This window comes from Alteromonas sp. KUL49, from assembly GCF_006538345.1.
Lineage (GTDB): Bacteria > Pseudomonadota > Gammaproteobacteria > Enterobacterales > Alteromonadaceae > Alteromonas.
Genome location: NZ_BJKL01000011.1, coordinates 19,183 through 36,161, shown reverse-complemented (window position 1 = coordinate 36,161; position 16,979 = coordinate 19,183). Strand labels below are relative to the sequence as shown.

General features: G+C 43.4%; 16 protein-coding genes. 9 read left to right on the top strand and 7 right to left on the bottom strand.

Annotation, left to right across the window (positions count from 1 at the left end; translation table 11 throughout):
• Nucleotides 1–109 precede the first annotated feature (109 nt).
• The 6 genes from EYS00_RS17015 to EYS00_RS16990 all read left to right on the top strand — a co-directional run bounded on the left by EYS00_RS17015 (nucleotide 110) and on the right by EYS00_RS16990 (nucleotide 7,993).
• Nucleotides 110–1,348: a methyl-accepting chemotaxis protein gene (locus EYS00_RS17015; RefSeq protein WP_130638762.1), complete on the top strand. Its 1,239-nt coding sequence runs from the start codon at nucleotides 110–112 to the stop codon at nucleotides 1,346–1,348.
• A 349-nt stretch (nucleotides 1,349–1,697) separates the two neighbouring features.
• Nucleotides 1,698–3,821 carry a TonB-dependent siderophore receptor gene (locus EYS00_RS17010; protein ID WP_130638760.1) on the top strand — a complete coding sequence of 708 codons (2,124 nt, stop codon included), beginning with the start codon at nucleotides 1,698–1,700 and terminating at the stop codon, nucleotides 3,819–3,821.
• 2 nt (nucleotides 3,822–3,823) lie between these two features.
• Nucleotides 3,824–4,297, top strand: coding sequence for a redoxin domain-containing protein (locus EYS00_RS17005; protein ID WP_130638758.1), 474 nt, complete (start codon nucleotides 3,824–3,826; stop codon nucleotides 4,295–4,297).
• A 129-nt stretch (nucleotides 4,298–4,426) separates the two neighbouring features.
• Complete coding sequence (locus tag EYS00_RS17000) at nucleotides 4,427–5,956, top strand: DUF3369 domain-containing protein (protein ID WP_130638756.1); 1,530 nt, start codon at nucleotides 4,427–4,429, stop codon at nucleotides 5,954–5,956.
• A complete protein-coding gene (locus EYS00_RS16995) occupies nucleotides 5,953–7,302 on the top strand; it encodes a GAF domain-containing sensor histidine kinase (protein ID WP_130638754.1) in 1,350 nt (449 codons plus the stop codon). Before EYS00_RS17000 ends, EYS00_RS16995 begins: the two co-directional genes overlap by 4 nt.
• A gap of 172 nt (nucleotides 7,303–7,474) precedes the next feature.
• A complete protein-coding gene (locus EYS00_RS16990; RefSeq protein ID WP_130638752.1) occupies nucleotides 7,475–7,993 on the top strand; it encodes a 2TM domain-containing protein in 519 nt (172 codons plus the stop codon).
• A gap of 75 nt (nucleotides 7,994–8,068) precedes the next feature.
• Here EYS00_RS16990 and rpsO read toward each other — a convergent pair whose 3' ends face one another.
• Together rpsO and EYS00_RS16980 are read right to left on the bottom strand one after the other, a co-directional pair.
• Nucleotides 8,069–8,338, bottom strand: coding sequence for a 30S ribosomal protein S15 (gene rpsO / locus EYS00_RS16985; protein ID WP_130638750.1), 270 nt, complete (start codon nucleotides 8,336–8,338; stop codon nucleotides 8,069–8,071).
• A 100-nt stretch (nucleotides 8,339–8,438) separates the two neighbouring features.
• A complete protein-coding gene (locus EYS00_RS16980; RefSeq protein WP_242618806.1) occupies nucleotides 8,439–9,026 on the bottom strand; it encodes a LysE family translocator in 588 nt (195 codons plus the stop codon).
• Between the two features lie 101 nt (nucleotides 9,027–9,127).
• On the opposite strand from EYS00_RS16980, the gene EYS00_RS16975 reads away from it, so the two are divergent.
• From EYS00_RS16975 to EYS00_RS16965, 3 genes are all read left to right on the top strand, one after another.
• Nucleotides 9,128–9,577: an Lrp/AsnC family transcriptional regulator gene (locus EYS00_RS16975; protein WP_130638748.1), complete on the top strand. Its 450-nt coding sequence runs from the start codon at nucleotides 9,128–9,130 to the stop codon at nucleotides 9,575–9,577.
• Between the two features lie 97 nt (nucleotides 9,578–9,674).
• Nucleotides 9,675–9,956: a hypothetical protein gene (locus EYS00_RS16970; RefSeq protein WP_130638746.1), complete on the top strand. Its 282-nt coding sequence runs from the start codon at nucleotides 9,675–9,677 to the stop codon at nucleotides 9,954–9,956.
• Between the two features lie 155 nt (nucleotides 9,957–10,111).
• Nucleotides 10,112–10,879, top strand: coding sequence for an ABC transporter substrate-binding protein (locus tag EYS00_RS16965; protein WP_130638744.1), 768 nt, complete (start codon nucleotides 10,112–10,114; stop codon nucleotides 10,877–10,879).
• Here the strand turns inward: EYS00_RS16965 and EYS00_RS16960 are convergent.
• The 5 genes from EYS00_RS16960 to infB form a co-directional block, all read right to left on the bottom strand.
• On the bottom strand, nucleotides 10,876–12,060 hold the full coding sequence (locus EYS00_RS16960; protein WP_130638742.1) for a substrate-binding domain-containing protein: 1,185 nt from the start codon (nucleotides 12,058–12,060) through the stop codon (nucleotides 10,876–10,878). The genes EYS00_RS16965 and EYS00_RS16960 overlap by 4 nt on opposite strands.
• 88 nt (nucleotides 12,061–12,148) lie before the next feature.
• A complete protein-coding gene (locus EYS00_RS16955; RefSeq protein WP_130638740.1) occupies nucleotides 12,149–12,598 on the bottom strand; it encodes a GNAT family N-acetyltransferase in 450 nt (149 codons plus the stop codon).
• A gap of 100 nt (nucleotides 12,599–12,698) precedes the next feature.
• The gene (gene truB / locus EYS00_RS16950) at nucleotides 12,699–13,673 is read right to left on the bottom strand and encodes a tRNA pseudouridine(55) synthase TruB (protein ID WP_130638738.1); all 975 of its coding nucleotides are present in this window, start codon (nucleotides 13,671–13,673) and stop codon (nucleotides 12,699–12,701) included.
• Nucleotides 13,674–14,078 carry a 30S ribosome-binding factor RbfA gene (gene rbfA, locus EYS00_RS16945; protein WP_130638736.1) on the bottom strand — a complete coding sequence of 135 codons (405 nt, stop codon included), beginning with the start codon at nucleotides 14,076–14,078 and terminating at the stop codon, nucleotides 13,674–13,676. It abuts the gene before it with no gap.
• Nucleotides 14,079–14,373: 295 nt separating this feature from the next.
• The gene (gene infB, locus EYS00_RS16940) at nucleotides 14,374–16,977 is read right to left on the bottom strand and encodes a translation initiation factor IF-2 (protein WP_130638734.1); all 2,604 of its coding nucleotides are present in this window, start codon (nucleotides 16,975–16,977) and stop codon (nucleotides 14,374–14,376) included.
• Between the last annotated feature and the right edge of the window lie 2 nt (nucleotides 16,978–16,979).

Sequence of the window (16,979 nt, the reverse complement as noted above, 5' to 3'; positions counted from 1 at the left end):
CATTACTATTTAAGTCAATCTTGGTGCACAACACGTAAAGATTGGTCTAGAATCTCCTAAAAGTGCCGATAAAAGCACGGTGCAGATAACAAACAATGAGACATACACGATGGATTCAGGATTTTGGAAACTCTACTCTGTTGTCGAGAAAACACTTTTCTTCACACTAGGTCGAAAAATTCTAGGTAACCTTACGTTCTTACTGGCTTTTCAAGTGGCTGGATTTCTCATTTTGCTTCAAATTGAAGGCAACACCTCTGGTGATACTACGGCACTATTTAGTTGGGCAAAGTGGCTATTTGTATTAAACCTTGCGGCATTTGCTTTTACCCTATTTTATTTGAATTACCTCTTTGTACGTCCGATAAGAGCCATATTAAGTGGATTGAAAAAAATCAATGCCAAAGAAGCCGACCTAACGACTACCCTACCCGCCTTTACCTTTGATGAATTTCGCCAGCTATCAGAAACGTATAACGCATTTACCTACAAATTATCTGACTTAATCAACACAGTAAATCAGCGGGCCGAGCACGCCCATGACGCTGCAAGTATTGTTACCACAGAGGTAGGCCAAGCGAATACAAACGCTAACTCTCAGAAAGCCTTGAGTAAGCAAATTTTCGCTTCTAGCAATCATATCAATAGTAATATCAACCACATCGTTAACTCTTCAGAAAATATTGCATCGAGTAACAAAGAGAATATCGCCAAAGCTCAATCAGCAAGTGAGCAACTGAATACTATTGCCGAACAGATCAATAAAATTGGTGGGCTACTCGGACAATTCACTCATACCGTAGAAGGTTTACAAAGGAATGCTGGCAACATTCGGGATATTCTCAAAATGGTGGAAGAGTTTGCTGACCAAACCAACCTTTTAGCGTTAAACGCGGCGATTGAAGCTGCACGGGCTGGCGAAGCAGGACGAGGTTTCGCGGTGGTTGCGGATGAAGTGCGCTCACTATCCACAAAAGTTGGTGGTGCTACGCAACAAATCACATCGTTCATTAACGATATGGATACTTTAGTCAATGAGACTCGTGAAGAATCAGTACAACTTGTATCTCAGTCAGAAGATGCTCACTCCACAATCAATAACACCAGTGAGAGTTTCACCGTTATGCTCGGAGAACTGAAAGAAAATATCTTAGAGTTTGATGCTATCAGCGGGGCGATTAGTGAGCTTAATGCCCAATACACACAAACTCATAAAATAGTGGAGGATATCGCTAGCTTGAGTGATGAGGTTCAACACCAAATGCATCAAATCAGCCAAGAAGCCGAAGCGACGCAAAATCAAACAGCGCAAACCCAACAGCAACTCTCAACGATTAAGACGCATTAATCGATAATTTAATACTGTTTATTAGGTCATTATTTCTCATCAAGTCACTGGAAAGGCAAAAAACTGTAATTCGACTTTGCGATCTATTTTCCTCCTCCTGTTTCGTAACAAATTTGCGAGATGACCTCGATTAGCTGCTGGCTGTGGCAGTTAATCCCCTTTATTTACTTCTTTAAACAAACGTTGATCTCAATCAACTCAAAACGTAAAGATGGCGCAATTGATAATCATTCGCATTGAATAAGTGTAGGCAATGTTATATTGTTGCACCATTCAATAACCTCGGAATTGCTGCTAACGCTAAGTAGCGTCCTACATTCTTTTCCCTATATAGGTCCCACCTTTACCCATGAAGAAAACACTAATCGCAAATACAATTGCAGGATTACTTGTTACTGCACCAACGTTTGCACAACAAACTGCGTCAACATTGGAATCCGAAGCCAATCTTGAAACCATTTCAGTGATAGGCGTTCGTGAGCGGCTTTACGAAGCAGGTATGCTGAAAGACACGGTACAAAAAACAGAAGTAATATCTGACTCCTTAATGGAGAAGATACAAGCGTCAGCGCTAACAGATGCAATCTCTTTGTCACCAGGTGTAAGGGTGAACAATGAGTGTTCTATGTGTGGTGTTAAACGGGTAATGTTGAACGGATTACGTGGAGAACACACCACCATTTTAGTTGACGGAATTCCCGTATATACCATGATGTCTGGATTCTACGGATTAGATGCCGCCTCCTCTGCCGGTATAGAAAGTATCGAAATTGCCCGCGGTGCTGGGGCTTCTTTGATCGCCCCAGAAGCCATTGGTGGCACAATTAATCTCGTGACTAAAAAAGCCATAGAAAACAGCGTAACCGTCGATTTATCTGCTGGCGAAAATGGTTATCAAAAAGGGAGTGTTGTAGCAACAGGCCTTGCAAACGACGACAATACCCGTATTACTTTCTCCGCGCAATATGACAATCGAGACCAGTTTGATGGTGACGACAACGGTGTAAGCGAGAGTCCGGAACTGAATAATACTGTAGCTACACTCTTTGTCTCTCACGACTTTAGTAAGCAAGATAGTGTTCATTTTCGAGCAAATCTAGCTAACTCAGAGATATTTGGAGGCCCTACTGATACGGATATAAGTGCAGCTTTTACTGAATTTAATGCTGAACCAGACTTTGAATCGGATTCACTATTTGAGAATGATGATGTTCGAAATCAATACATTGGTAGAGGTTGGGAAACCACAGAGTGGATTGAGTCTGAAAGAAAAGAAGTCTACGTTAATTGGCTACACGCCTTTAATGAAAAACTAAATATGACACTGACGGTATCGCACAACGATCATACACAAGCCTCTTTTTATGAAGGGTTTGTGTACGACGCGGACAACAAGATGGAATATTTAGATGCTCGATTTAACTGGGACTTATCTCAAGATCACTTACTTACATTTGGTATAGACAGCCGCATAGAGTCGCTTGATTCACAAACCAATAGCGACAGCGCACAATACGTCTCTGATAGCTTCGATTACGATACATTGGGCTTTTACATTCAAGACAGCTGGTATGCCAGTCAAGATTTAGAAGTTAATGTTGCCCTTCGCGTAGACAAAGTTGAAGCCGATTTTACCGACCCGGCAAAACCAGGAACTGAAATCGATGAAACCGTTTTTTCTCCTCGTGTTGATATTAGGTATGACCACAGTGACCAATGGACTTCGAGACTTTCAGCGGGCCGAGGATATCGTGCACCATTATCTTTCTTTGAATCTGATCACGGAATCCTTGATGCTGGAGTAGGCTTTGAAATAAACGTTGAAGAGTTAGAACGTTCATTCTCTACAAACTACGCACTGAGTTACATGGGTGAGGCACTCAACGTTACTGCGTCCCTCGCCTACACTAATGTGGAAAACCTAGCTGCTCTATCAGAAACGGAAGACGGCGTACCTGCTCTAGAACAACTCAGTGAAGATGCGGACGTATTTGTTAGTGATATTGTACTTAGCTATCACATCAGCGATGACATCACGCTTGGTGTAACCGCTGAAAATTATGTTTACAGTGACGAATTCAAACAGTCATATGGTGTTGTACCAGTGGAACAGCGAGCCATATTGTCGTTAGATTGGGAAATCAATGGCTGGGATGTCTTTGCAGCGGCAACTTGGGTCGGTGGACGTGACTTGAGTGAATATGGTACTCCTGGCACTCCGTCATTCGATGCGGCTGGTGAATTTTTGATGTCAACGCAAGCTCCCGTCTATTGGACAGTCAGTGCCAAAATAACAAAAGCTGTCACAGATTCGATTAGTGTATACGCTGGCGCTAACAATTTATTTGACTACACCCAAGTTGAGGATATGCAAACACCTTTGTTTTACGAAGATGGTGGTTATGATGTGGCATATATATATGGACCTCTGCGTGGCCGAGAGGCATATGCTGGCGTTACTGTGAAATTCTAAAAATGTTTAAAAAACTTACGCCGCTTTATTTTGCGTTGAGTTTAATCTTGGTGAGCTCCCCTTCATGGGGAGCATCGCTGTACTCAATCAAGCTAGACTCATTAACACAATTAGACACTATTGCTCTTGAAGATTATCAAAATAAAATTCTTGTACTAACCATATTTGAGCCTGAATGCCCTTGGTGTATGAAACAGTTCAAAGCGTTAGAAGCCCTCTATACAAACTGTGATTCTAAGCTACAGCCCATCGGCATTGGCCTTGGTTCTATAAAAGGTTTAAAAGCGATTGTTTATCGAACTAAAATTACATTCCCAGCGGGACAAGCGTCCACTGAGTTTATTGCACTAGTTGGCCAACCTCAAGCAACGCCGTTTAGCATTATTGTCGATGAATCAGGCCAGCTTATCACTTCGTTTCAAGGTTACATCCCCCTTGAAAAACTGGAGTACGCTTTTCAAGATATTTGTGCATAAATCACAGTCAGATCAGCTGTGAGAGTTGTTATACCTTAGCATAAAACTGCGCAGTTTTAACGACACACTCTTGCGCTGCCACTGTTTCAAACTATCTTTAAAAAATGAGATAAAGATCAGTTTGAGTTTATGGCACTGTTTAAAAAGTCGAATCAGATCACTGAAACCAACCAACTTCCGCCTTGGAAAATCGCCATCATCGATGACGAGCCCGCGGTTCATGAAGTTACCAAGCTATCACTTAGAAACTTTACCTTCGAAAATAGAGGACTTGTCTTTCTATCCGCCTACAGTGCAGAAGAAGGAAGGTCATTATTCCTCAATACGCCAGACATTGCGCTTGCGTTTGTAGACGTAGTGATGGAATCAGACCACGCGGGTCTTGAGCTTATAGAACATATTCGTGACGAATTACAGAATCATACAACACGCTTGGTCCTGCGAACAGGACAGCCCGGTCAGGCACCCGAAGAAGAGGTGATTCGCGGTTACGATATCAACGACTACAAAGCGAAAACTGAGCTATCATCAGCCAAACTTAAATCATGTGTATACACGGCTATCCGCTCCTACAGGGATATACGAACCATAGAACTCGGTAAGCGAGGTATGGAAGATGTACTGCAGTCCTCTTCTTCGGTATTACAGAGCCAAACTCTTGTCCAGTTCGGTACGGCAGTTTTAAAACAGACACTCACTTTGTTGAATCTTGATCACTCTATTTTGTATTTAACCACACAACATACGGATCTTTACGGCGACTCCAAACTTACCGTACTTGCTGCAAGCGGAGACCTAGCACAACTTAGCGAGCCGGGTATTTCATGCGATATACCAAAAGAGATCGAATCTGAAATTAACCAAGTTTTCAAAAGTAAGTCCAATTATCAATCAGAGGACTTGTTTATCGGGTATTACCCCTCAGGAACAGCCTCCTGTAATATCCTTTACGTCAAACTCACTCACCCTTTAAACGAGGTACAAAAAACAGTTCTTGAGATGTTTGCTTCGAATGTCGCGCTAGTTTTTCAGAATCTCACGCAAAAGGAAGATATCCAGCAAACGCAAAAAGAACTCATCATGGTGTTAAGCGATGCCATAGAGCTCAGGAGTAAGGAGACTGGCGGTCACGTTAAGCGAGTGATACTGATGACCGAATTTCTATCGAAGAAACTCGGTATGAGCGACGAATTCATCGATACCATACGTTACTCTTCGGCACTTCACGATGTAGGAAAAATCAGTATTCCAGAGAGCATTCTGCACAAACCAGGAAAGCTTAATGATGAAGAGTGGGAAATTATGAAAACCCACGCGCAGAAGGGCTATGAGCTGTTAGCTGATTCCGATCGTATTGTGGCGAAAATGGGGGCCGTTATTGCGAAGACCCATCACGAGCGTTGGGACGGTAAAGGTTACCCCGAAGGCTTATCTGGTGAAGCTATTCCCATTGAAGGTCGAATTATGGCCATCGTCGATGTTATCGATGCCCTTTTGTCTAAGAGATGCTACAAACCAGCCTGGACACCGGAAAAGGTTATTGACTACCTCAAAGAAAACGCTGGTGTTCAGTTCGACCCACAAATCACTGAAATTGCCATCAAATATTTTGATACTTTTTTGGAGATCCGCGCATTGCAACCGGATGAAGACGAATGAATCTCGACTTAGAGAATATCTTACTAAAAGTAAGTCAGAGCGCAGATATAGATGGTGGTGAGCTTGACAGAGCGTCAAGGCTAATTATTGATTCAGTATGTGAAGGATTAGCAATCACAAGAGCGGGTATTTGGCTTTTGGGTCAAAATGCAGAAATTATCAGCTGCCAACTTCTGATTGATAAAGGGAACGACTTAGACAGTGAGAGCTTAATACTAAAACGCAGTGACTTTCCTCAATACTTCGCAGCTCTGGACAAAGAGAGAAGTATTCCCGCTCACGACGCAATTACTGACTCTGCCACGGCTGAGTTTGGAGAGGTTTATCTTACACCACTCGGTATTACGTCAATGCTAGACGTGCCGATACGGCACAGAGGTAAAATGATAGGCATTATTTGCTGTGAACATCAGGGGCCGCAAAGAGAGTGGCACGATGATGAAATTGTATTTTCATCGTCACTTGCAGACTTGTACGGAAGAGCCGTCAGCGCAAAAGAACGTGCAGACTACGAGGCTCAACTTGTGGAAATAAACCACAGCTTAGAGCAAATGGTAGCAGAACGCACAAAAGCACTGGAAGCAACGAGAGACAAACTTATCGAGTCGGAGAAGATGGCTGCGTTGGGTAATTTAGTGGCTGGCGTTGCCCATGAGGTTAACACTCCACTGGGCATTGCGCTTACTTCGGTAAGTCACTGCAATGAGGAGTTAAAACAAACCTTTCGTTCTTTTGAAAGCGAAACCTTGTCCGAGAGCCAATTCAGAGCCTTTGTAGATTCTTGTTCAGAAGGGTTGAATCTGGCAGAACAGAGTTTGATGAGAGCCGGTAAACTTGTACAAGATTTCAAGAGAACCGCTGCCGATCAAGTCTCTTTGGAAGAAGAGGAGATAAATCTTAGCGAATACATTGAGCAAGTAATAAACCCTCTCAAGCCTATGCTTCGCAAAGAACAAGTAAAACTAAACCTTGAACTGACATCTAATATAGTTATAACTACTTGCCCGGGAACCATAGCCCAATTGCTTACAAACTTACTTTCAAACGCACTACGTCATGCTTTTATTGGCAATAACCCGGCAGTTACCAATACGATTGTTGTAGCCTGTGATAAGACTAAAAAGGGAGTATTTATTCGCGTAACAGATAACGGTGTAGGCATTCCCACTGAACTTCACAAAAAAATATTCGAACCCTTCTATACCACGGCTAGAGAACAAGGTGGTACTGGGCTGGGACTTCCAATTCTATATAACCTAGTCACTCAAAAGCTCAACGGCGAGATAGATTTAACCTCGTCACCCAATAAAGGGACAGACATCACTGTTTGGATTCTACTCTACTAACTCTTAAGTAGTGTAATGCACCATATCGTGTGATATTTGGCCAAATTGTAGTGACACTAACACTCCGCCGATGACAAATTTAACTATAAGCTATTGAATTATATTACTATAGTTACTATGGCAAGGAGTTTGCTGCAGTTTATTAAATATCGACATTGTTAGGACCATCAGGATGAATGAAGAACAAGCCCGAAAACATATTGAAGAGTTAAAAGGTTACTACGCACATTTGGCTGCTTTTGTCGGTGTAAACCTGTTTTTGTTTATGATCAACATGGTAACTAGTCCATCGGCAATATGGTTCATCTACCCGTTGTTTGGATGGGGAATAGGTCTAATCATTCACACAGTCACAGTGTACGGTAGCGGCCATGATTGGGAGCAACGTAAGCTACAGGAGCTCACAGGCCTGAACGATACACGTGAAGAGCTAGAACGCCTCTCAGAGCGCACAGACAGCTTAATTACTATTCTTTCTAGCGTAGACTGGGAAAAGATCGACCCTGAATTGGTTCAAACACAAAAGAACCTGAAAAAAGCGCAAGCTGACATCGAAGCCTTAAAGAAAGGTGAAAGTGCTGAAAACCAGGCAAAAGTGAAAGAAGAGATTGAAAAATTAGAGGCGTTTGTCACCAGTTCGAAGTTTGACTACTACGAAATGGCAGCCGACGAGGGAAAAAATAATCACTAGAACATGTCGTTCTTTGTATTGTTTACACACATAAAAAAAGCGCCGGTTGGCGCTTTTTTTATGCTTGGCTTTGTCTTATCGACGTAGGCCAAGACGCTTGATTAGGTCGAAGTAACGCTCAGCGTTTTTGCCTTTCAAGTAATCAAGAAGCTTACGACGCTGGCTAACCATGCGAAGTAGACCACGACGTGAGTGGTGATCTTTCTTGTGATCAGCAAAGTGACCTTGAAGCTTGTTGATGTTGTGCGTTAGCAAAGCTACTTGCACTTCTGGTGAACCAGTATCACCCTCTTTAACTGCGTATTCAGCGATGATATTTGCAGTTTCTGCTTTAGTTAGTGACATAACATTCTCCTAAGTTTGGTCCGGCCGATCACTAATTCAGCCAGACAGAATGAAGCGCGTATTATAATGACCCAGCGGCGTTAAGCAAGCGCTAATACATCTATATCAATGCGGGAATTACAGACCCCACTAACAGCGCTGCCATCGCATAATTAAAACACCTCATTTTGACTTCAGTGCTTAATACACTGCTGAGTTTTTGACCTAACACCGTCCATGCACTAATTGACGGCAGGTTGATCATGCCAAAGACGATAGCCACCATTAGAACCGATAAGAAATTACGATCCGGTGCGTAAAGACTTATGGATGTCAGCGCCATGGTCCAAGCTTTTGGATTTACCCACTGAAACATCACAGCTTGTATGAAAGTCATGGGTTTACTTCCGGCACTTCCGTCTAGCTGTCTAAACTTTGTGGTAGCAATCTTGTATGCAAGATAGAACAGATAAAATGCGCTTACCCACTTAAGGATCTCGTAAGCCATGGGAAAACTGTCGAATATCTGAATAACACCAATACCGACAAGTAACACCATTAGGGTAAACCCTATAGCAACACCAAACATATGGGGTAATGTGAGCCTAACCCCATAATTCGCCCCCGATGCCATCAACATTAAGTTGTTAGGCCCTGGCGTTATGGATGAAACAAACGCGAAAACCGCCAAACTGAAAATGAGCTCCACAAAACGCCTCCTCTTAATTAACGAACAAAATAATTGTATCGCGCTTTCATTCGAATTAAGTTGCGTTTATTGTTTAACTTTACTGATATTCGCAACTTACTATGAAAATCGACCGATATAACGAACAAATATTGCACCACATAAAGCAAGATGGACGAATACCTAATAATCAGCTCGCCGAGTTGGTTGGACTCTCTCCCTCTGCATGTCTTCGCAGAGTACAAGAGCTAGAAAATGAGGGGGTGATCAAACACTACAGAGCTGTTATCGATCGCACAAAGCTGGGCATTAATTTTGTTGCTTATGTCACTGTGGGATTAAAAACACACACCAAAGATGCTCAACTCGCTTTCGAAAAAGCAATGACACAAGCTCAGGAGGTGCTCGAATGTCACAATGTAACGGGGGCATATGAGTATTTATTAAGAGTTGAAACCACCGATCTCGTGAGTTACAAAACCTTTCACACCTATGTACTGGGAGACCTTCCTCAAGTATCAACAATCTCAACCCATGTGGTAATGGATTCGTGTAAAGATGAGAGAAATTAACAATAAAAATAAAAAGTTGCACATCTCCACAACATACTCTAATGTCTAAGATGCAAGCAAAACTTATACTTTTGTCTAATTACTACAGGGATTTATTATGAAGAAGCTATTATTGGTTCCACTGGCCTGTATGTTGTTTGCGTGCTCGAGCACCGACGAAGAATACGCAGATACTATTTTACTCAACCAAGAAGTTGGAACTTTACACAATAGCGAGAGTGGGACTCTTATTAGTGTACATAGAAGTGAGCAGTCGTGCGAAGCTTCGGCAATAATCGCCAATTTGCGCTCTACGGATAAATTTAGAAGAGACAACGACCAATACGGAAAAGGAACTACCTTTGGTTTTGAGCGGCCACTACGAGCTTCATGCCAGTAGTCACCGAGTAATAGCCCTCTAACAGTAGAGGGCTATCTGCATCCTATCAAACGCTCAATCTAACATTCATTTCATTGAGTTTAAGTCGTCAGCTAATTACAATTTCGGCTACACTATAACGCAGTATTAGTAGTAATAGCTGTTAGTCAATAGCCATGTTTAATCGCTTGCTTTTTATTGTCGCTGTGGGTTTCTGCGCCAACACATCCCATGCAACCCAGTCACTAGTGCCTCTAATATATGATGAGAACGGCTGTAGTCGTCCACTTGTAGTGTCAAAAAGTTATAACTATGCATGTATGAATGCGTTTCAGGACGACCTTTTCGCAGCGGTGAATTGTCAAATCGACTATGTAGAGCCAATTCTTCCCGCCAGAAAACTATTAATGCTAGCAGAAGGTAAAATTGACCTGATATCAGGTCTCTCCGAAACGCCAGAGAGACAAATTAACTACCGATTTAGTGATCCCATTTTTCAAGAAGAGTTCAGCGTGCTCGGTCATCCTTCTACCGCTGATCAACCTGTTTATGATCTCTGCGACACAGCAATGCAGTCGTTTAACTTAGTCGCAAACTTAGAACTTTTTATTTCCGATGAAGTGAGTGAAATGTACGACACAAAAACCTGTTATCAATCTTTGCAACCGTTTCCGTATTCTGGCGAACAACTGCTGAGTATGATCAAAGCCAAACGTGCTGACATAGTGCTCATGCAAACCTCTATTTTTGAAAAAATAGCAAAAGAAAAAGGCGAACAGTGGGCGCAGGATATTGTAAAGCACCCTTCCATAATTATAGGTGCACAAAACCATATTGCGTTTAGCAAGCAGTCTACACCAGCAAATTTGGTTGAAGCCGTTGACGAGATGCTTGACGAACAGTGGGTCTCTCGGTTTGAGCAGTGTATTGCTCCTGACCGTTAATTCTCGTCTTTAGAGACTAACAACCCTACATCAAAATCATAGTGAGACAACGCCTCATTCGCTGTTTTGGTGTACTGCTTAATATCTGCAGATTGCCAGTAGTCGGTATCAAAGATATTGGTCAACTGAGCCACATTGTCTTTTGACGCAATATATTTTTCGACAACAATCACCCTGTCCCAAGGACTAGTATCCAACGTATTACCTTGTTCGTGATCATATATCATTGCTAACGCCCACAAGCCGTGAAGATGGTTACCTCCTACGCTCATCGCAATATTGCCTTTCGCTATTTGATCAAAAATAGACGGATGCCAACCTTGACCTATCACTAACGGCGCTGGTACTTCAGAACCGGCACTATAGGCTTCTACCGCCTCTACTGCACCAAGCGCCAGATCGATGTTACCCGTCCATATAAGATCGATGGCGCTGGATGCACCGAATTGAGTTTGTGACATTGACCTATTGTGACGACTGAGCAAAGCGAGTGTTTTTTGATAAGACGATTCTCTATTCCATTTTGAATGAATCAGTTGAATCAAATTGAGGGTAGGAATTTCATCTGACGCAGTCTTTACCGCCGCAGTCACCTTTTGTGCTGATTTGAGATACTGAACGCCTGCGATCCCAATTAACGAATAAGGAGGAGTTAAGCCAAAGTTTGGTGCCGATTTTACCACTTCGGACAGCATGTTGTAGGTCGCTCTGAAGTTTGAGGAGGTAATCTCTGCTTCCCAATATGTGTACTTCTGTTGAGGAAGGCCCGTCTCTTGTAGTTCTGTAATGGGGTTAGAGATATTTATCGAGCGTATTTCATGCTTTTCCAGTAAATCTAGCATCTCCGAGGGGGATGTCCTTCTTGCTACCCAAACAACCCAGTCGGGTTTGGTGTTATTCGCCAAGTACTCTGAAAGCTCAGGGACAAAGTTCATCCCTTCGATACTCTTTGGCCGCAACACTGACAATTCAATATCTAATTGTTCAGCTACTGGCACCATGGGTTCATAAACGCTGCTCCAGTATAGGCTTTCGTCGGGTACAACAACGAGAACGTCGGCTGCCGTGCTCACCGAGGCGTAACAGGTACTTAGGATAAATAAGCAATAATTGAAGAAAAAGGTAAAGTAGGCAAGGCGTGAATTATTATTGTTGGATTTGCACATGTACTTGTCACTCATTACAACAGCTGATCAACATCTCAGTATTTACGTATAACAAACAGTTGACCACAAAACAAAGACGCTTCTTTAAATATCTGAAATTAAGTTACTTACGTTTCATATCAAGATGTGGAATACCATCCTCTAAGTACACTGCTGAAGTCGGTTGAAAACCAAAGTTTTGATAAAACCGAATGAGATATTCCTGCGCACCAATTTCAATGGAGCATTGTGGCCAAATCTGCTCACAGTGTTTTATCGCTTCTTCAACTAACGTCTTCCCCGCCCCATTGCCGCGATAGGTTTCGCTGGTCGCAATACGACCAATACTCACAGAATCATAGCTCAAGCCAGCGGGGAGCAGTCTGGCGCATGCTACCAGTCTGTCATCAACGAACCCCATTAAATGTTGTGTATCTGGGTGGCGGTCTTTCTCATCGAGTTCGGGGTAAGCACAGTTTTGCTCCACCACAAAAACATCAACGCGAAGTTTAAGTAAGTCAAATAATTGATTGGTCGAAAGTTTGTTAAATGGAAGGGATAACCATTGAATCATAGGTGGTAAAACGACAGTTAAAGCAAGTATACCTTAACTATACGTCATCGAATCATTAAACAAAATGGTGCAAGTACTAAGAAGACTTGCACTCACAGGTTTATTGACTGTATACCACTCGGCGCTTCGGGTTTACAAAAAGTTGGCCTTTAGGAACGCCTTGGTCTTTTGGATCGAGAACTCCCTCACCTACACCCAGAAATTCTCCATGGACATCAGTTCCGTGATACACCCTATACGCTTGGCCTTGATTCAGCTCAACACCATTGGTACCCGAAACACTCTGCCCGTTATCAAATCGCGCTCGCTCTTTATCGTTAATCGTAATAAAGGGTAAACGACTAACAGCGGTATCCATGGGGATAAGTAAAGCATCCAGCGTATCAAACTCACCCTCTGGTAAGTTCTCTTGTAGCTCGATTAACCGGTCAAGAGATACCATTTTATCCGTGGGGTAATCAGCCACTTCAGTACGATGCAAGCGAGTAACATAAGCGCCGCACTGTAGGTTCTGTCCAATGTCATCAACCAAAGAACGAATGTAAGTTCCTTTACTGCACTTAACTCGCATATCAACAAAAGGCAGTTCGATACGAGTTACCTCAAGCTCAAAGATTTCGATATCACGGGGCTCTCGCTCAATCGTTATGCCTTGCCTAGCATAGTGATAAAGAGGCTTACCCTGATGCTTGAGTGCAGAAAACATGGATGGAATTTGCTTGCTCTTCCCTAAAAACGCGAGACATGCTTTTTTAACCGTATCTTCATCTACCGTTACCGGTTTCTCTTCAACGATTTCGCCATCGGCGTCAGAGGTAGTTGTACGCTGCCCCAGCTTTGCCGTGACTTCATAGGTTTTCTCAGCGTCCAATAAAAACTGAGAGAACTTTGTGGCCTCACCCAGGCACAGTGGCAACATACCACTGGCGAGTGGATCTAGCGCGCCTGTATGACCTGCTTTTGCAGCTTTATATAACCAACGCACTTTTTGAAGTAGTTGGTTAGATGACCCGCCAAGAGGCTTGTCTAGCAATACTATGCCGTTAATATCACGGCCTTTACGACGTCTTGCCATTTACTCCTGCTCTTCAGAATCAGTGCTAGTACCGCGCTTTTGTTCATCTTCTGCCAAAGTCTGAGACACTAGATTAGAAATTCGCATACCCTCTACGATAGATTTATCTTCAAAGAAATGAAGATGAGGGACAGAACGCATTCTTAAGCGCTTTGACAAAATATTGCGAATAAAGCCTTTAAACTCCGCAAGTTGTTTAATGAGTACCTTACTTTCTTCTTCAGTACTGTTGTAAATAGTCACAAAGATTTTTGCATGGGCTAAATCACGAGACACGTCCACATCAGACACGGTAATCAACGGTAAATCACCCACACGGTGCTTATATTCATTTTGCAGGATACTCGCAATTTCTTTATGAATTTGCTGCGCTACCCTGTCGGTACGTGAAAACTCACGAGCCATAACTCTCTCCTAATTTTCCATCGAAGCATTACATGCATAAATGTCTTATAGGGAATTGATGAAGGTGAATTGACGTAAAGACGCTGTAAATACTTCCTTGTAAGCTCAGTGCTTTACTTTCGATTCACCTTCACCATCTCACCTCAAAGCGGCGTGTAACACTATGATGCTTCCACCGTAATTAAAGTGACTCGCACTCAAGTTTAGCCCATCTACAATGATGGTAGACGGCGGACAAAAAGCCAAAAACGGGGGCTTTGCCCCCGTTTTAAATTATTTAGTAGAAGGTTGGCGATTAAATTTCGCGTTTCACTTCTACAATTTCGAAGACCTCGATTTGGTCTCCTACTTTAACGTCGTTGTAGTTCTTAACGCCGATACCACATTCCATACCGTTACGAACATCTTGTACGTCGTCTTTAAAGCGACGAAGTGATTCTAGTTCACCTTCGTAAATTACCACATTGTCACGTAGTACACGGATTGGGTTGCTACGCTTAACCACACCTTCGGTAACCATACAGCCCGCAATCGCACCAAGTTTAGGCGACTTAAATACGTCACGAACTTCTGCAAGACCAATGATTTCTTGTTTGAACTCAGGGGCAAGCATACCGCTCATTGCCGCTTTAACTTCGTCAATAAGGTCGTAGATAACACTGTAGTAACGCAAATCAATTTCTTCAGCTTCTAGTACACGACGTGCAGTTGCATCGGCACGAACGTTAAAGCCGAGCACAATGGCACCTGATGCAGCCGCTAGGGTTGCGTCGGTTTCAGTGATACCACCTACACCACTACCAACGATGTTAACTTTAACTTCGCTTGTAGATAGCTTAACCAGTGAGTCAGAAATTGCTTCAACAGAACCTTGAACATCCGCTTTTAGTACGATGTTCAGTTCGCTCACATCGCCAGATTCCATGTTAGCAAACATGTTTTCAAGCTTAGCTTTTTGCTGGCGAGCAAGTTTAAGTTCACGTTTTTTCTGATGACGCTTAGCGGCAACTTCACGGGCTTTACGCTCGTCTTTAACCACTGCTGCATCTTCACCCGCAACTGGAACACCTGACAAGCCAAGTACTTCTACTGGAGTTGATGGACCAGCGTTTTTCATTTCTTTGCCGTTTTCGTCGCGCATTGCACGAACACGGCCGTATTCTTCGCCACAAAGAAGGATATCACCTGCCTTAAGCTGACCTTCCTGAACAAGAACTGATGCTACAGGACCACGGCCTTTGTCTAGACGTGATTCAATAACAATACCGCGACCCGGACCATCTTCAATGGCTTGAAGGTCAAGAAGCTCGGCTTGCAGGTTAATAGCTTCTAAAAGCTCATCAACACCCATACCGGTTTTCGCAGAAACATTACAGAACTGGTGCTCACCGCCCCACTCTTCTGAAATAACTTCTAACTGAGAAAGCTCAGTTTTTACACGGTCTGGATCAGCGGTTTCTTTATCCATCTTGTTCACTGCAACAATAAGAGGCACTTCTGCAGCACGAGCATGCTGAACCGCTTCTTTTGTTTGTGGCATTACGCCGTCATCAGCAGCGACAACCAAAATAACGATATCAGTAGCTGTTGCACCTCGAGCTCGCATAGCGGTAAACGCCGCGTGTCCTGGTGTATCAAGGAAAGTGATATCGCCGTTATCAGTGTGAACTTTGTACGCACCGATATGCTGGGTAATACCACCCGCTTCACCATCGGCTACTTTTGCACGACGAATGTAGTCCAGTAGTGACGTTTTACCATGGTCAACGTGACCCATAATGGTTACTACCGGCGCACGAGGTGATTTATCACCGTCGGTACCATCTGCCAACAACTCTTCTTCGAGGGCGTTGTCGTTAACTAGCTCGTACTTGTGTCCCATTTCTTCGATAACAAGTACCGCAGTGTCTTGGTCAAGCACTTGGTTGATGGTCGCCATTTCGCCCATCTTCATCATTGTCTTGATGACTTCGTTTGACTTAACTGCCATACGGTTAGCCAATTCACCAACAGTGATAGTTTCGCTTAACTTAACGATACGCTCTACTGGCTGAGCCGGCTTGTTAAAGCCTTGCTTCAAATGCTCACCCGCATTTTTCTTTGACTTGCGGCGACGACGTGAAGAGCGTTCAACTTGCATATCTTCTTCGTCTTCCGCTTCTTGCGCGTAGCGGTTAGAGTGCAAGTGTACTTCTTCAGCTTCAGCTTTCTTACGGCGCTCTTCTTCTTCCTTCCAGCGACGCTCATTTTCTTCAGCAAGTTTACGGGCTTCATCAGCCGCTTTCTTAGCCTCTTCTTCTAGCTTCTTCTGCGCTTCTTCTTCCTGCGCTTTGCGAAGACGCTCTTCTTCCTGACGCGCAGCTTCAGCTTCCGCTTTTTCTTCTTCCGTCAGTTCAGGCTCATCTTGCTTGCGTGCTTCAGCCGCTTTCTTCGCCTCTTCAGCTCTGCGAGCACGCTCTTCTTCAGCGGCTTTACGAGCCTCTTCAGCTTTACGCGCTTTTTCCTCAGCGGCTTTCTTCGCCTCTGCAGCAGCTTTTTCTTCTGCTTCGCGCTTCAGGCGTTCTTCTTCCTGACGCTTCGCTTCTTCTTCAGCTAGGCGCTGCTGCTCTTCAACATCAGTGCGCTTAACATAAGTACGCTTTTTACGTACTTCAACTTTGACTTCTTTAGACTTACCAACACTCAGTGTGCTAGTGGTCTTGCGTTGAAGTGTCATACGCTTTGGCTCAGCGGCACTGCCGTGCTGCTTGCTTAGGTGATCCAAAAGCTGCTTTTTCTCGTCTTCGGTAACCTGATCGCCGGCACTCTTTGTAATACCCGCGTCTTTGAACTGGCTTACCAGTCGGTCAACGTTTGTACCAATGTCACTGGCGAGCTTTTCAATAGATACTTCTGCCATTA

Coding starts and splice junctions, on each gene's coding strand:
- EYS00_RS17015 (WP_130638762.1), top strand. CDS start 110: ATGGATTCAGGATTTTGGAAACTCTACTCTGTTGTCGAGAAAACACTT.
- EYS00_RS17010 (WP_130638760.1), top strand. CDS start 1,698: ATGAAGAAAACACTAATCGCAAATACAATTGCAGGATTACTTGTTACT.
- EYS00_RS17005 (WP_130638758.1), top strand. CDS start 3,824: ATGTTTAAAAAACTTACGCCGCTTTATTTTGCGTTGAGTTTAATCTTG.
- EYS00_RS17000 (WP_130638756.1), top strand. CDS start 4,427: ATGGCACTGTTTAAAAAGTCGAATCAGATCACTGAAACCAACCAACTT.
- EYS00_RS16995 (WP_130638754.1), top strand. CDS start 5,953: ATGAATCTCGACTTAGAGAATATCTTACTAAAAGTAAGTCAGAGCGCA.
- EYS00_RS16990 (WP_130638752.1), top strand. CDS start 7,475: ATGAATGAAGAACAAGCCCGAAAACATATTGAAGAGTTAAAAGGTTAC.
- rpsO (WP_130638750.1), bottom strand. CDS start 8,338: ATGTCACTAACTAAAGCAGAAACTGCAAATATCATCGCTGAATACGCA.
- EYS00_RS16975 (WP_130638748.1), top strand. CDS start 9,128: ATGAAAATCGACCGATATAACGAACAAATATTGCACCACATAAAGCAA.
- EYS00_RS16970 (WP_130638746.1), top strand. CDS start 9,675: ATGAAGAAGCTATTATTGGTTCCACTGGCCTGTATGTTGTTTGCGTGC.
- EYS00_RS16965 (WP_130638744.1), top strand. CDS start 10,112: ATGTTTAATCGCTTGCTTTTTATTGTCGCTGTGGGTTTCTGCGCCAAC.
- EYS00_RS16960 (WP_130638742.1), bottom strand. CDS start 12,060: ATGAGTGACAAGTACATGTGCAAATCCAACAATAATAATTCACGCCTT.
- EYS00_RS16955 (WP_130638740.1), bottom strand. CDS start 12,598: ATGATTCAATGGTTATCCCTTCCATTTAACAAACTTTCGACCAATCAA.
- truB (WP_130638738.1), bottom strand. CDS start 13,673: ATGGCAAGACGTCGTAAAGGCCGTGATATTAACGGCATAGTATTGCTA.
- rbfA (WP_130638736.1), bottom strand. CDS start 14,078: ATGGCTCGTGAGTTTTCACGTACCGACAGGGTAGCGCAGCAAATTCAT.
- infB (WP_130638734.1), bottom strand. CDS start 16,977: ATGGCAGAAGTATCTATTGAAAAGCTCGCCAGTGACATTGGTACAAAC.